At 74.2% G+C, this 14,634-nt stretch carries 12 protein-coding genes; 3 read left to right on the top strand and 9 right to left on the bottom strand.

Features of this window, described 5'->3' with window-relative positions:
* Positions 1 to 67: 67 nt before the first annotated feature.
* Positions 68 to 1,195, bottom strand: coding sequence for an MraY family glycosyltransferase (locus tag QOZ89_RS43965; protein WP_083419736.1), 1,128 nt, complete (start codon positions 1,193 to 1,195; stop codon positions 68 to 70).
* A gap of 255 nt (positions 1,196 to 1,450) precedes the next feature.
* Entirely contained in the window at positions 1,451 to 2,992 is a 1,542-nt protein-coding gene (locus QOZ89_RS43960; RefSeq protein ID WP_312630152.1) for a glycosyltransferase, read from the bottom strand.
* Positions 2,993 to 3,204: 212 nt separating this feature from the next.
* On the opposite strand from QOZ89_RS43960, the gene QOZ89_RS43955 reads away from it, so the two are divergent.
* Positions 3,205 to 5,001 carry a class I adenylate-forming enzyme family protein gene (locus tag QOZ89_RS43955; protein ID WP_071052921.1) on the top strand — a complete coding sequence of 599 codons (1,797 nt, stop codon included), beginning with the start codon at positions 3,205 to 3,207 and terminating at the stop codon, positions 4,999 to 5,001.
* Between the two features lie 216 nt (positions 5,002 to 5,217).
* On the opposite strand, the gene QOZ89_RS43950 is transcribed toward QOZ89_RS43955, so the two are convergent.
* The 5 genes from QOZ89_RS43950 to QOZ89_RS43930 all read right to left on the bottom strand — a co-directional run bounded on the left by QOZ89_RS43950 (position 5,218) and on the right by QOZ89_RS43930 (position 11,102).
* Positions 5,218 to 6,159, bottom strand: a complete 942-nt coding sequence (locus QOZ89_RS43950) for a TIGR04222 domain-containing membrane protein (RefSeq protein ID WP_071052922.1) — start codon at positions 6,157 to 6,159, stop codon at positions 5,218 to 5,220.
* 141 nt (positions 6,160 to 6,300) lie between these two features.
* The gene (locus QOZ89_RS43945) at positions 6,301 to 6,852 is read right to left on the bottom strand and encodes a GNAT family N-acetyltransferase (RefSeq protein ID WP_071052923.1); all 552 of its coding nucleotides are present in this window, start codon (positions 6,850 to 6,852) and stop codon (positions 6,301 to 6,303) included.
* Positions 6,853 to 7,158: 306 nt separating this feature from the next.
* Positions 7,159 to 9,282 (bottom strand): putative bifunctional diguanylate cyclase/phosphodiesterase, encoded by a 2,124-nt coding sequence (locus QOZ89_RS43940; RefSeq protein ID WP_312630148.1) that lies wholly within the window; start codon positions 9,280 to 9,282, stop codon positions 7,159 to 7,161.
* 947 nt (positions 9,283 to 10,229) lie between these two features.
* Positions 10,230 to 10,406: a hypothetical protein gene (locus QOZ89_RS43935; protein WP_312630146.1), complete on the bottom strand. Its 177-nt coding sequence runs from the start codon at positions 10,404 to 10,406 to the stop codon at positions 10,230 to 10,232.
* 3 nt (positions 10,407 to 10,409) lie between these two features.
* Positions 10,410 to 11,102, bottom strand: coding sequence for a class E sortase (locus tag QOZ89_RS43930; protein WP_312630144.1), 693 nt, complete (start codon positions 11,100 to 11,102; stop codon positions 10,410 to 10,412).
* A 294-nt stretch (positions 11,103 to 11,396) separates the two neighbouring features.
* Between QOZ89_RS43930 and QOZ89_RS43925 the strand changes: the two genes are divergently transcribed.
* Together QOZ89_RS43925 and QOZ89_RS43920 are read left to right on the top strand one after the other, a co-directional pair.
* Positions 11,397 to 11,669, top strand: coding sequence for a hypothetical protein (locus QOZ89_RS43925; RefSeq protein ID WP_071052925.1), 273 nt, complete (start codon positions 11,397 to 11,399; stop codon positions 11,667 to 11,669).
* A 194-nt stretch (positions 11,670 to 11,863) separates the two neighbouring features.
* Complete coding sequence (locus QOZ89_RS43920; protein WP_312630142.1) at positions 11,864 to 13,213, top strand: glycosyltransferase family 4 protein; 1,350 nt, start codon at positions 11,864 to 11,866, stop codon at positions 13,211 to 13,213.
* Positions 13,214 to 13,220: 7 nt separating this feature from the next.
* On the opposite strand, the gene QOZ89_RS43915 is transcribed toward QOZ89_RS43920, so the two are convergent.
* Positions 13,221 to 13,643, bottom strand: a complete 423-nt coding sequence (locus QOZ89_RS43915) for an ester cyclase (protein WP_071052927.1) — start codon at positions 13,641 to 13,643, stop codon at positions 13,221 to 13,223.
* 361 nt (positions 13,644 to 14,004) lie between these two features.
* A partial coding sequence (locus QOZ89_RS43910; RefSeq protein ID WP_312630140.1) for an RNA polymerase sigma factor occupies positions 14,005 to 14,634 on the bottom strand: 630 nt, incomplete at its 5' end.

Here is a 14,634-nt window from a genome sequence, read left to right as displayed (position 1 = left end):
GCTGGCCCTCGGCAACGCCAGAGCCTCGACGTCGCGGGCGCTCCGCGGCGGCTGTCCTGACCGCCGTCTACGGGCTCTCGCGGACGGCGGCCTCGACCGGCGGGAGGACCGCGGTGGTGGGCTCGACGGCTACCCGCTGGGCCGGGATGACGACCGGCACCGCCGTAACGGCGGCCTGGCGCACCGCGACCCGCCGGGGGGCGCCGAGATAGCGGGCGACGACGAAGCAGATCGCCAGGTCCGCGCAGATCCGCGCCGGCGCGGCCGCCCTGGCGGCGGTCGCCAGGCCCAACGCGGCGCAGATCACGGCGAGCAGGCTGGTGTAGCCGGTGACCGCCGTGTGCGACCAGCCGGCGGTGGCCAGCCGCTGGTAGGCGTGGTCGCGGTGCGGCAGGTACCAACGCTCGCCGCCGCGGATCCGGCGCGCCAGCGTGGTCGCCGTGTCGGCCAGGTAGAGCACGACCGGCGCCACGACCGCCTCGACACCAACTCCGGACAGCGCCGCCTGCAGCGCCAGCGCCGCGATCGCCCCGCCGAGCGCGTAGCTGCCGACGTCGCCGAGGAACACCAGCGCACGCGGCAGATTGAAGGGCGCGAAACCGATCGCGGCGCCCGCGACCACCACGCCGCCGGCGACCAGCGGCGGGTTGTGGTGCACCGTGCCGACCAGCGCGTAGCCGACTCCGGCGACCGTCGCCTGGGCGGCCGAGATGCCGTTGACGCCGTCCATGAAGTTGAAGGCGTTGACGAACGCCGTCACCCACAACGGCCCGACGACGACGGCCGCGACGAGCAGCGCCGTCCCCGGCCCGTCGCCGACGAGCGTGACGGAGAGGACCGTCGTCGCCGTGACGGCCGCCGCGCCCGCCCCCTGCAGCGCGAGCCGGCGCGTCGGTGAGATCCCACCGATGTCGCTGGCGACGTCCTCCGCGAGGCCGATCAGGCCGAAAATCGTGATGGCCAGCGTCATCGGCAGCAGGTCGGGCGCGCTCGCCCGGCCGCTGGTGAGCACCGTGGTCAACACCCCGGAGAACATGCCGAGCACGACAGCCGCTCCGCCGCCCCGCGGCGTCGGGACCGTGTGCAGCGAACGCTCGCCGGCGATGTCCAGCACCGACAGGCGCCGCATGTAGGCGATGACCAGCGGCGTCGCGGCCAGCGTGACGACGCAGGCCGCGGATCCGGCACCGACCATGTGTTCCTCCGGCGGGGAAGCAGGGCGGGATGGGCCGAGCCCAGGACCAAATTTCGTTACACACTGTAATACTCTAACTACTGGATTCGGGGATGCGGCGCCGGGTGTCCCAGAACCTGTGACCCGCCGGCCGTCACATTCCGTGGTCGGGCGCTGGCCGCGGCGCCCGCTCTCCGAAGACGCGACCTTCACCGGCGGCCCCGGCGGGCGCCGCGTCCGGACGCCAGCGCGTCCCGACGTCGGCGGATCCGGGCGTCAGCGGATCCGGAGGTCGTCGACCTCGATGTCGCCACTCCAGCCGCGGCTCATCTCGGCGTAGTCCGTATCCACCTCGGCCTCGTGGGCCGCGCGGGCGGCCGGGACCACCGACCAGAAAACGCGTCTGGGCTCCGCTCCGGCCGGCTCGGGCCACACCTGAGTCGCCGCGCGGCGCGCTGGTGGCCGCGCCACCCCGCCGGACGCCGGTACAGCCGATACGGCCGCGGGCTGGGCTGGCGCTGGCGCCGCGGCCCACGGCTCGGGGCCGCCCGACGGGACCGCTGCTGTGGCCGGGACCGGAGCCGCTGGGAGGGTGCCAAGGACCGCGGCAAAAACCGCCCGGGTGTGCTCCGCCGGCTCGGTGGCCATCCTGGCCCACTCCGCGGCGCGCCGGCGCATCCGTGCGAGCCTCGCCCGGTCGGCGAGCAGGTCGGTGAGCGCCGCGGCGAGCGCTGCCGGGGACTCGTCACCCGGTGTGACGCCCGTCGCCCCGTCGACGTAGGCGTCGCGGGCGTCGCCGCGCACCGGGCCGACGACCGGGCAGCCGGCCAGCTGTGCCTCGGTCAGCACTCGGGCATGGTCCTCACCGCCGTGGCTCGGCCAGGTCCCCGCGCGCAGCACGAACAGGTCGGCGCCGGCGTACAGCCCGGCCAGCCGCGAGTCGTCCGGCTCCTCGACGAGTTCCGCGTCACCCGCCGCCGCGACGGCGGCCCGCGCCGCCTCGGGCGCGCGCCCCCGCGCCACGGCCACCAGTCGCACCGGCCCGGCCGCGCGGCGCACCGCCGGCAGCGCGGCGAGCAGCGTCGCCAGGCCGCCGCCAGCCCGGCCCGCGCAGCCAGCCCGGCCCGCGCCGCCAGCCCGACCAGCGCCGCCAGCTCGACCGGCGCCGCCAGCTCGACCGGCGCCGTCGGCGGTGTCGGCCCGGCCCGCGGTGTCGGCTCCGTCGGCGGCAGGTGGCAGGACGGTCAGCAGGGTCGGCGGGCGCGACGTGCTTCGCTCTCGGCCCGCCCGGGTACCCGCCGCGAGGAGAACCGACCGCCAACCCGACGCGACGCCCGGCCGCAGCACCGGGACCGTGCCAAGGCCCGCCAATGCGCCGGCGCTGTAAGAGCCGGTCGTCAGCGGGGACAGTGCCCGGTGGCGGGCCAGCAGGGCCCGGCCGAGCCGGTGCGCCCGGATGCCGTCCGCGCCGTACACGATCACCGGCCCGCGCCTGGCCCGCCCGGCCATCACGGCGGCTGCAGCGACGGGGATGAGGTCGGGGTGGCCGGTGAGGACGGCGTCCAGCGGCGCCAGCCGCGCCGCCGCGCGCAGGGCGGCGGCGGTGAAGCGCTGCCTCGCCCACGGATCCAGCGGGTGCGCCGCGCTGCGCAGATCCACCCGATGGACCAGTGCTCCGCCGGCGCACAGCCGCTCCTCGACGGTGGCGAGGTAGCACTCGACGCCGCCGCCCAACCCCGCGGACGGGGCCAGCAGCAGGACGCGCGGGTCATGGGCCCCGGTCTCGGCCCCGATATCGAGACGGTGTGTGGAGAACACGGTCGGTGACTCTAAGTGACCAGGCGCTCGGACGACGTTCACCGCCCCCGGCGTGCCGGCATGTCACCCGCAACAACCCCGACCAGCCGTCCGGCTGACCCAACACTTACCCGATCGGTGTGCCCTGGACCACAATGCCCCAGGATTGTATCATATATACATACTGCGATCATTGATCGAGGTGGTCGCTGCTCGAGGATGGGAGAGGCAAGATGCTCCGGTGGCCCGACGGTGACCTCCTGCCCCCACCGCTGCGGGACCGGCTGATGGGCCCCGCCGCGCCCTTCGAGCTGGCGCGCGAACAGGTGCGCGGCATCGAGATGACCGTCTTCGCCCGCCGTCCCCCGCATCTGCCCGCGATGCTGGCGGCCGCGTGCCGGCGCTTCCCCGACCGGCCCTACCTCGTCTTCACCGAGGCCGACGGCGCCGCGACCACGCTGACCTTCGCCGAGACCGCCGCCCGCGCGGTGCGGATCGCCGGCGTGCTGCGCGACAAGTTCGGCGTGCGCAAGGGCGACCGGGTGGGCTTCGTCGCCGCGAACTGCGCCGAGTACGCCGCCGGCATGTGGGCCGCGCTGTCTCTGGGCGCGATCGCCATCGGGCTCAACGGCTGGTGGACGGGCCCGGAGCTGGCGCACGGCCTGCGGCTGACCACGCCGACCGTCGTCTTCGGTGACGAGCGCCGGCTCGCCCGCCTAGAGGGAATCCCCGAGGCCACGAACCAGCCCGTCCTCACCTTCGCCGAGCTGTTCGCCGCCCTCCCCGCGGCCGACGACGAGGCGGACACCGACGGCGCCGAGGAGGTGGCGGCGGCGCTGCTCGCGCTGTGCCCCGACCTGCGCGAGGACGACCCGGTCACGATCCTGTTCACCAGCGGCACCACCGGGCGCCCGAAGGGAGCGCTGGTCCCTCACCGCGCGCTGGTCAACTTCAGCCCTGACGCCGCCCTGCGCGGCGCCGCCAGGCAGCTCCTCGACCAGGCTGCCCAGGCCCGAGCCCAGGCCCAGGCATCGCCGGCGTCCCAGGCATCCCCCGCGCAGGCGCCCGCCGCGCCGCCGCCACCGGTGGCGATCCTCGCCGGCCCGTTCTTCCACATCTCCGGCATCGGGCCGCTGCTCAGTCATGCCCCGTACAACGGCATGACGCTGGTGTTCGCCCCGCCCGGGAAATGGGACCCGACGGTCCACCTCGACCTGACCGCGCGCTACGGCGTCACCAACTGGTCCGGCGTGCCGACCCAGTTCCTGCGCCTGCTCGAGCACCCGCGCCTCGACGAGTACGACCTGTCCAGTCTGCGCGGCCTCGGCGGCGGCGGTGCGGCCCTCCCGCCCGAGGTCGTCCGGCTGATCGAGCGCGTGCTGCCCGGCCGCACCCTCGGCGGCGGCTACGGCATGACCGAGACCGCCGGCATCGGCGCGACCACCGGCGGCTCCCGCCTGCGCGACGCTCCCGGCTCCCTCGGGGTCGCGACGCCAACCTCCGAGATCAGGGTCATCGGCCCCGACGGCGCCGAGCTCCCCGACGGCGAGGTCGGCGAGATCTGTGTCCGCTGCCCCAGCGTCTTCCTCGGCTACTGGGAGAACGAGGAGGCGACCGCCGCCGTCCTCGACGCCGACGGCTGGTACCGCACCGGCGACTTCGGCCGCACCGACGGCGGCCTGCTCTACCTGGAAAGCCGCTTACGCGACATGATCATCCGTGGCGGCGAGAACATCTACCCGATCGAGATCGAGAACCGGCTCGTCGAGCACCCCGGCCTCGCCGACGCCGCCGTCATCGGCGTCGAGCACCGCGAGCTCGGCCAGGAGGTGCTGGCCGTCGTCGTACGCCGCGAGGGCGCCGACGTCACCGCCGGGGACGTCCAGGCCTGGGTCGCCGCCGCGCTCGCCCGTTTCAAGGTGCCGGCGCATGTCCGCTTCGCCACCGAGCTCCCCTACAACGCCACCGGCAAGCTCCTCAAACGCGAACTCGAAAAGCTCTATGCCAGCGCCTCCGAATCGTCCAACTAGGCTCCGGCCAACCTCCATGAAGAGCGGCTCCCAGAGGAGCCGCGATCAGGACGCTTCCGCGCGTCGTTCGCCCCGCCCCAGCAACGGAAGATCGCCAGGGCTGTACCGGAATCCGAACTCCGAGCCTCCGGCAGTTCGGATCCGGATACAGAACCACTGATCAAACTCGCGACATGGTGACGGGCCGATCTTCGTCGCCGTGCTCCGGAACCGAGGTCAGCCGCCGCAGCCGCCGCCACCACATCCGCCGCCGCAGCCACCCCCGCCACCCCCGCCGCCGTCGTCGCCGCCGCCGCCGGTGGACGGCTGCGGGAAGCCGAGCTGCTGGGCCAAGTCCCGGTCGGCGGCCCAGATCGCGGCGGCACCGAAGAGGGCGTAGGCGTGCGCGCGCTGGCCAGGGAGGCTGCCGGTGCGCAGTGGCGTCGAGATACGGCGGGCGGTGGCGAGGACGCCACGGCCGCGGCTGGTGAGGACCTCGAACCTCGTGCGCAGCGCGGCGACGATGGCGACGACGACGGTGAAGACCAGTTCGACGACGAGAAAGCCGACCTGGTGGTGGCGGGACGCGCCGGTCACCAGCCGGGTGAAGCCCACGACGAGGAACGCGGTCGGCCACCAGGCGAGCTGGCGATGCATCCGCGCACGGGCGGGTGTCACGACCAGGCCGAGGCCGATGAGCCGGCGGCGCAGCTCGGCTGCCGCCTGGCTGTTCGTGACCATCGAGGACAGCGTCGACATCCGCACGCCGACCGTCGCGCCGGTCCGGTCACGGACCGCCCACTGGAACGGGGTCAGCCCGGCCGGCATGGGGGCACCAGCCGTCACGACCTGGCCCGTCCTCGCCCCAGAGGCCACGAGCCCCTGTTCCCGCAGTGCGACGACGGTGGCCTCCACGGCGCGCCGCATGCCGCCGGCAAGGAAGGCAAGCTCCTCGGGCGCGAGGCCCGCGTTAGGGCTCCCGGGCGGCCAGGTGGGCGAACCGTCGGCCGGGGCACGCAGCCGCCAGCGAACCAGCATGACCACGATCGCGACCAGCCCCAGCGCGAGCAGGTAGCCGGCGGCGAACGCCGGCCCGCCGATGCCCCAGGTGGGGCTGTCAGCCACGGGCGCCTCGCCCGCAGCCAGGCCCGCCGGCCCGGCAAGAAGAATCGTCGACATAAAGAGATCGTCACCGATGTTCGGCTGGTCCCTCTAGATGTGCGACAGGTCGGCCCCCGTCGTTTCCACGACATGCCTGCGCTGGTTTGACCGTCACCCGGCCCGGGCCACGCGCGTCCGCCCCGAACTCTCAGATGCTGGTCAGAGCCGGTCGAAGGGTTCTGGGTAGGAAAACCGGCCGCGGGTGCCGACGGCGAACACCGTGAGTGTGCGGACCTGGAAATGGTCACCCCACGCCTCGACGGGGGCGGCGATGCCGTAGGCCGTGGCCGGGCGGAACCCGAAGCGGCGGTAGTAGCGCGGATCGCCGAGCAGGGCCACCAGCGGCTCGTCCAGGGCATCGGCGGCGCCCACCGCCGCGTGGACCAAGGCACTGCCGACGCCCCGGAGCTGGCGGTCGGGTCGGACGGCGAGCGGACCGAGGGCGACCGCTGGCCTCGCCTCGACCCAGCCGCGTGAGCACATCACGTGGCCTACGACCGCCCCTTCCTCGTCGAGGGCGACCAGCGAGAGCCCCGGGAGCGAGGCGCCGCTGGTCCGGAGCTCGTCGACGAGTCGCGCCTCCACCGGCTCACCGCCCCGGTCAGCACCGCGGCCGCGGCCGTGGCCGGAGTCCGCGGCGGGTGCGAAGGCACCCGCGACGACGGCCCTGGCCGCGGCGGCGTCCGCGGCGACCTCGCGTCGGATCAGCACCCGCCAAGCCTCGGCCGCCGTGCGAGAGTCCGCAACGCGTTTTCGCGCCAACGCCCGAGGCCGGCCGACGGCGGCCGGACGACGTCGGGCGCCGGATGCCGGGCGCCGCGCTTCGTGCGCGCCGACGTCGTACGCCGGGCATCGCACATCGCGCGAAGGACGGCGGCGCTGGTGGACGGCGCGGTGCCCGCCCATGATCTGGTGGAATTTCGGAGTCAGCACTCCGAAAATTCCACCAGATCATGCAACTGGCCATCATCCGGTGGGATCCTCGGCCCCGGCTGGCTCCGGCCACGCCGGCGCCGCTCAGACGCCTCGCCGCTGGCCGGGCCGGACGGGCTCGGACGGTCGAACGGCGGTGCATGGGGCGGCGTGGATGGCCGGGGCCGAGCGGGGTGTGCCGAGCTGGCCGGTTCTGGTAGTCGACTGGGCCGGGACCAGCGGCGATACCGCGAGGCCGGTCGCCCTGGCCACGGCCAGGCCGCGGGGTGGGACCCGTGCCTCGGGCTGGGAGTGCGCCGCCGGCTGGTCGCGCGGATCGTCCTGGCCGGCCGCGAGCCCCGCGGCGGGCTCCGCCGTGGGTCCCGGCGCCTGTGCCTCGCCGGGACCCTGGCCGTCCTCGCCGGATGACGTGGCGGACGTGGTGGACGTGGCGGCGGTCTGGTTCTGGCGCGAGACCCGCCGTGCCCAGTCGCCGAGCCACGCGACCACCCGGCCGCCGGCCAGCGGGGGGGAGATGAAGTATCCCTGCACCTCGTCGCAGCGCCAGCCCGCGAGCGTCAGCCACGCGGCCTTCGTCTCGACGCCTTCGGCGACGATCCGCAGGTCCAGGGCGTGTGCCAGCGACACGGTCGAGCGGACGATCTCGGCTGCCGAGGGATCGCGGTGCATGTCCCGCAGGAACATCTGGTCCAGTTTGACCTCGTCGGCCGGTAGCTCGCGCAGGTAGGCGAGCGAGCAGAAGCCGGTGCCATAGTCATCGAGGCTGACCCGTACCCCGAGCTCGCGCAGGTCGGCGAGCGTGCGCCTTGCCTGCTCTTTGGCGGTGATGACCGCCTCCTCGGTGACCTCGACGACGAGGGCGCGCGGCGCGAGCTTGTGGCGGCGCAGCGCGTCGCTGACCAGCTCGACGAAGCCCGCGTCGCCGATCATCGACGGCGGGACGTTCACCGAGACCGAGAGCGCCGCGCCGGCCGCGTGCCAGGAGGCGCAGTCGGCGAGGGCGAGGTCCAGCACCCGCCGGGTGAGCTGGGGCATCAGGCCGACCTGCTCCATCTCCGGCAGGAAGACGCCGGGGCCGCGCAGGCCCTCGCGCGGGTGCTGCCAGCGCACCAGCGCCTCGAGACCGGTGACCCGGCCGGTGCGCGGGTCGGCCTTCGGCTGGTAGCGCAGCTCGATCTGGTTCTGTTCGAGGGCGCCGCGCAGTTCGGCGCGCAGCCGCAGTCTGGCCCGTCCGGGCGAGGCGGGCGCATGCCGGCCGCGCTGGTAGGTGCGCTGGCCGACGCGGGTCCGCTTCGCCTCGTACATCGCCGCCTCGGCGTGGCGCAGCAGTTCCGCGGCGCTGCGGCCGTGCGCCGGGGCGTAGGCGATCCCGACGCTGACCTCGGTCTGCACCGGGATGTCGGCGAGCAGCACGGGGGTGCGTAGCGCGTCGCGCAGCCGGCCGGCGAGAAGCTCCGCCCGCCCCGGTCCGGCGTCGCGCAGCAGCACGGCGAACTCGTCGCCGCCGATCCGCGCCGCCAGGTCCGACGGGTGCAGCAGGGCGCGCAGCCGGTGGGCGACGACGGCGAGCAGCCGGTCGCCGCTCTCGTGGCCGAGGACGCCGTTGATCTCCCGGAACCGGTCGATGTCGACGAGGACGAGCGCCGCCGGGGTGACCTCGCGCACCCGGTGCTCGCCGCCGCCGACGACCCGGGTCGCGGCGTCGAGGAAAGCGCGCCGGCCGACCAGGCCCGTCAGCTCGTCGCGGCCGCGGAACCGGCGCAGCACCGACTTCGCCCGCGTCGGCAGCAGGCACAGCGAGGTGGCCACCAGCACCGAGGTGACGAACCCGGCGTGCCCCCTCCAGCCGGGCCCGAACACGCCGTGGGCCGCCAGCAGCGCGAGGCCCGCCAGGACGGTGAAGAGCAGCCCCACCACCAGCGCGATCATCCACCCGGTCAGGCCGGGCGAGACCGGGCTGGCCAGGGCCACCTGCCGGCCGGGGGGCATCGTCAGCGCCGTGGTACCGCCCGCACCCACACCGGCACCCGCTCGCTGGCGGTCGCCCGCCGCGGGGCCGGCGGCTGGCTTCCCGCCGTGCGGCAGAACGCCGCGACGGCGGACCGCCCGGCGCCAGCCCGCGCCCGCCGGGACGACCCGTCCGCCGGCGCTCGCCCCGACGGGGCTCACCAGCGCCAGGCCGACCGGGGTCGGCGGAACACACGGCATCCTTCGGACCATCGGTGTCGTTGGGCTGTCCACGCCCCCCGCGAGTTCCTGTGGGCTCTTCGGGCCGGCTGGCCCGCTCCCCCCCGTGCCCGCCGGACCGTTTCCCACGTTCGCGGCCGCGGCCGCGGGAAGCGATTCATGCTTGCGCTCGGCTGCCGCGGCAGCCGCGGCGACCGCACCCGCCAGCACTTCGGCGGGCCCTTCCAAGGGTGTCCCAGCCCGGAGCCTCTCGGGCGCGGCACCCCCGCCCGCGCCCGCCGTGGCCGCTGTGTCGTCCGCCTGTCCGGCTGGCCCCGCGGGCCGAGCGAAGGCCCGGCCTCCGCCCGTCCCGGCCGCGGTCCCGGCCGCCGTCATGGTAGGGCCACGGAAAAGTCACGTGGTTCCGGAGTCCGGCTTCGCCTCTGCATCGGTCCCCCATTGGTGATGCCTACTTGCCCGAGCGCCCGCAAAGCCGCCTCCCACGGCCTTTCCAGACGCCTGCGCCGTACGCCGCGCCCCGCCACCGCGACCGCCTCTACCACGGTTGCCGCATTCCGGCCGCGCCACGTCCTGACCCCTGTCCGAGGCCCCTGGTGGACCGTTTGGCACGGCGCCGGCAAGCCTCCCGAGTTCGGGCGGTTCGTGCCGGGCCGCGCCGTCCGACCACACCTCGCATGGCTCGGGAGGTTATCCGAAACGCGGTGAATTCTGGATGGGCAGTTTCTGGCCGCCGGCGCTCCGCCGCACCCGCCGGGGCAACCGGGCATGGATTTCCGCTGGTGGCCAGGGCGAAACCGCAGGCCAACTCCATCGGATGCCACGACGTTGTCTCTTTTCCCGTTGTCGGACTGCGTGCGGGCCGGGGCTCCAAGCGTGCCCATAGGACCCACCACGCCGGGTACATCGACCCGGGGCGACAGTTTTGCGTGTCCAAATGATGACGATACGTCACAACACTCTTGATAACATCACCATTTTACGATCGATCGGCTCCTGATAGTGACATCGTTGAGCGGCGCCCAGGGCTCGACCGCCGGAAAAACCACGAAGAGCAGCAGTGCCACGACGGCGGCCGCCAGCAGCAGCGCCAGCAGCACCCGCACCGGGGTCGGCCCCGGCAGGTGGCGGTAGATCCAGCCGTACACGGGTCAGGCCTCCCCCGAAGCGAACGGCACACCGGCGCCCGGCGTCTTCATGACGGTTCTGTCGAGCGACGCGAAGACGATGAGCCTGCTTTTCGCCGAGTACTTGGGATGACAGGTCGTCATCGTCATGACGGCCGCCGTGGGTGTGACACCGGCGTGTTCCGGTACCGGGTCGGTCACGTCAATCCGGTCGGGCGCGACAACCTCCGACCTGGTCATTCGATAGACGTAGTAGCGGTCGGCGACCTCTACGACAACCGGGTCGCCGGGGCGCAGCTCATCGAGCCGGTTGAACGGTTTACCGTAGGTGGTCCGGTGACCCGATACAACAAAGTTGCCCGTTTCCCCTGGCATCGCCGTGCCGGGATAGTGTCCGGGCCCTTCCTCCAGCTGGGTCTCGCCGACCCCTTCGACAATGACGGGCGCATAGTCCTCGCCGAGGCGCGGGATATGCAGCACCGCGAAGCCCTGTCCGACGGCCGGGTTGGGCCGCACCGCGGGCGGTGGCCGCGAAGGCTTCGCGGGCGGCTGGGCGGGCGGCGCCTGCCAGGAGGCGGCAAGCCGGTCGTGCAGCCTGCTCTGCGACCTCGCCTGGAACAGGTCTGTGATCCATAGCTGGTAGGCCAGGAACAACGCGACGAGCAGCCCCACGGTGATGAGGAGCTCCCCCACCGCGCGCACCGCGGCTCCGCCCACCCGCCCGAGCCGCGACGACCGGACTGGCAGTGGTTGGGCGCCCGTCGGCGCCGAGGTACCGGCGGGAACACCGCCTCCGCGCACACCGCCGGCCGGCATGCGGCCGTTGGGTACACGACCGTCCGGCAAGAGGGGAGCCCCTGGCTGCGCCGGTTCCTCCGGCCATGCCGGCCCCTCGGGCGGCACTGGACTCCCCGGCGGCGCGGGACGCACCGGTGGGGCCGGGGCGGCGGGCGGGGCCAGCGGCCGCGCGGGCGCCAGCGGCGGCGCGGGCGGCTCCAGCGGGGGCGGCGAGTGCGGAAACGCCATGCCTGGCGCGGCCCGTCCACCCGGCCGGCCAGCAGGCGGACCCGCCTGGCGCGGCACCTGGCCGGCAAGCCCGCCCGCCACCGGGCGTTCCTCGCGGCCGCCGGCCGCTCGCCGGGCCCCGCGCCACGCCCCTCCCTGCTCCCGCTCCTCGCCCTGTTCCCGGTCCTGGGCCGGGTGGCCGGCAGGGACGCCGGCTGGGTACTCGTCCGCCGGGTCACCGTCCGCCGCTCCCGCCATGGAAGCACCTTAGGTTATTGAAACATCACTTTACGTGAACAGCACGCCCGGCGTCGGGTCCGCGCGGCGTCCCGACACGGGAGGAGGTCCGGCCGCGACGCCCGCATCGGAACTACAATCGGCGATCGCGAGATGACGTATTGTTCTCGGCCGCGTCGGACAAAGGATCCTTGCCCGTGCCGCATAGTCTCCGGCCAGTGTCGCCCGGATCATCGTTGCCCCCGGGATCGGGAGGGGCCCCCACGACGCCCCGCGTCCTGCTTCTGGCCGCGCCCGCCGGGCCGGGAGTGGAGCGCTACGTCGGCGCCGTCGAGGAGGCACTGCTCGCCGGCGGCGCCACGCTGACCCGGCTGGACCTGCCTCCGGCCGGCCTCGCCGACGGTCTCGACCGGCCGGAGACGGTGCGGCCCGGCGAGCCAGGCCGCCGCGGCCTGTTCGGCAGGCGTACCGACCTGCTCGCGAGGACCCCGTTCGGCACCGGCGCACAGGCGAGCACCGGCGCGCAGCTGGCGGCGCGGGTGGACGTCGCGCGCCGGGCGGCCGGGGCGGCGCGCCGGTTCGGCCACCTCGACGCGCTCGTCGCCGGCCATCCGTCCCTGCTCAAGGCCGCCGCCGGGGCGGCCTCGCTCGGCGGGGCGCGCCGCGTCCCGGTGCTCTGCTACGGCGCCGACATCTGGCGAATGCCCCCGACCGACCGGGCGCTGCTCGCGCGCCACCCGCTGGTCTACCCGGTGACGGTCAGCTCGTTCAGCGCCGGCGCGCTCGCCGGCACGCGGCTCGCCCGGCTGCTTCCGCCCGGGGTGCCGGCCGGCTGGCGTGCGGCACTGCTCGCCGAGGGCGCCCGGCGCCGGCCGCAGCCCCCGGTGCCGACGGTGCTGAGCGTCTTCCCGCTCACCGCCTGGGCCGACAAGGGGCTGCCGACGCTGCTGGCCGCGCTGGAGACGGCGCGCGCCGAGCTCGGCCGGGTGCGCCTCGTGGTCGCGGGTCACGGGCCCGCGCCAGGGGCGCTGCACGAGCTGCTGTCGGCGCCGCCGGACACCGAGCTGCACGAGTCGCCCGAGGACGAGACCCTCGCCCGGCTGTATGCGACCGCCGACCTGTACGCGCTGTGCACCCGAACGAGGACAGGCGGGACGCGCCCGTCCGGCGAGGGGTACGGCCTCACACTGCTGGAGGCGCAGCTTGCCGGCTGCGCCGTCGTCGGCCCGGCGCACGGCGGCTCGCGCGACGCCTACCAGGAGGGCGTCACCGGCGTGACCCCGGTCGACGAGTCCCCGCGGGCGCTCGCCCAGGTGCTGGTCGGCCTGCTGCGCGACCGTGCCCGGCTGACCAGGATCGGCCGGCGCGGCGCCGAGTGGGCCGAGTCGGTCACCCGCCCCGACGACCACCTGCGCGCGGTCTTCCAGACGCTGCTCGGCGTGCCGCCCACTCCACCGCCCGACCCGCCCGCCGCGGCGATCGGCGCGGCGGCGGCCCCGAACGGGTCGGTGCCATCCGACCAGCGGGCAGGCTCCGACCGTCCAAGAACCCTGCCCGCCGCCTCCCTCGCCTGGCCACGCGACTAGGCAGGAGTCAGGGACGGGCGGCGCGGAGCTGGGTGAGCAGGGCGTACTCGTCGAAGTAGAGGCGGTTCTCGACGACCCGCCCGGCGCGCACCCGGTAGACCTCGGCAACCCGCAGGCTGACCCGGGCGCCGGTCGGCTCGACCCGCGGGCCCCACGGGCTCACGTAGGCACCCGCGTGGGTGGCGGCGAGCGTGTACTCCTCGACCACCATGTCGTCCTGCTCGACCAGGACGTGGGTGTCGGCCGCGAGGTCGGCGAAGGCGGAGAGGAAGGCGTCGACGTAGGCCGTCGCCGCCTCCCGGCCGCGCGCGACCACGCCGCCCGGGGCCTCGAGGACCAGCTCGTCGTCGAGCAGCTCGGCGAGCGCCGCGGCGTCGCCCACCTCGAAGGCGGCCAGCACCCGCCGCACCGTCTCCAGCGCCACCCCCACGACCGGGCCCCCTCCCCACCGCGCCCAACCCGGGCGTCTCGTCGCCCGGAGACGTCGAAGCACCGACACAACACAGCGGCACCCAACCCCCGCTGGTGACAGCGCCTCAGCGCAGCGCCCGGGGTCCCTGCCGGATCGGCGACAGGGACCCTGCCGGATCGACGGACGGGGTCCCTGCCGGATCGGCGAAGCCGATCTGGGAGGTCGTGATCTGGGAGGTAAGCGATCTGGGAGGTCTGCCAGCCACGTCACCGACCTGGGACCAGGCGGGTCACAGCCATACGCCCTTGGCCCGGATCCAGGTGGCGAGCAGGGTTCCCTGCCGGATCGCGAAGCGATCTGGGAGGTTAGGCTCAGCGCCCTATTCGAGGTAGTCGCGCAGCTTCTGGGAGCGCGACGGGTGACGCAGCTTCGAGAGAGTCTTCGACTCGATCTGCCGGATCCGCTCCCGCGTCACCCCGAACTCCCGACCGACCTCCTCCAACGTCCGAGGATGCCCATCCGTCAACCCGAACCGCAGCTGGATGACCTTCTTCTCCCGATCCGACAACGTGTGCAACACCGAGTCCAGCTGCTCCTGCAACAACAGGAAACTCGCCGCGTCCACCGGCACCACGGCGTCGGAGTCCTCGATGAAGTCCCCGAGGTGGGAGTCCTCCTCCTCACCGATCGGCGTCTCCAGCGAGATGGGCTCCTGGGCGACCTTCTGGATCTCCCGGACCTTGTCCGGGGTCAGGTCCATCTCCTTGGCGATCTCCTCCGGGGTGGGCTCACGGCCCAGGTCCTGCAGGAGCTGCCGCTGGATCCGGATCAGCTTGTTGATCGTCTCGACCATGTGGACCGGGATCCGGATCGTCCGCGCCTGATCCGCGATCGCCCGCGTGATCGCCTGCCGGATCCACCACGTCGCATACGTCGAGAACTTGTAGCCCTTGGTGTAGTCGAACTTCTCGACCGCCCGGATCAGACCCAGGTTCCCCTCCTGGATCAG

It is taken from the genome of Pseudofrankia coriaricola, assembly GCF_032027725.1.
Classification (GTDB): domain Bacteria; phylum Actinomycetota; class Actinomycetes; order Frankiales; family Frankiaceae; genus Pseudofrankia.
This window is presented reverse-complemented; position numbering and strand designations above follow the sequence as displayed.

What these genes read in the sequence shown, in the direction of transcription:
- QOZ89_RS43965 (WP_083419736.1), bottom strand. Translation starts at nt 1,195, where the DNA reads ATGGTCGGTGCCGGATCCGCGGCCTGCGTCGTCACGCTGGCCGCGACG.
- QOZ89_RS43955 (WP_071052921.1), top strand. Translation starts at nt 3,205, where the DNA reads ATGCTCCGGTGGCCCGACGGTGACCTCCTGCCCCCACCGCTGCGGGAC.
- QOZ89_RS43950 (WP_071052922.1), bottom strand. Translation starts at nt 6,159, where the DNA reads ATGTCGACGATTCTTCTTGCCGGGCCGGCGGGCCTGGCTGCGGGCGAG.
- QOZ89_RS43940 (WP_312630148.1), bottom strand. Translation starts at nt 9,282, where the DNA reads ATGCCGTGTGTTCCGCCGACCCCGGTCGGCCTGGCGCTGGTGAGCCCC.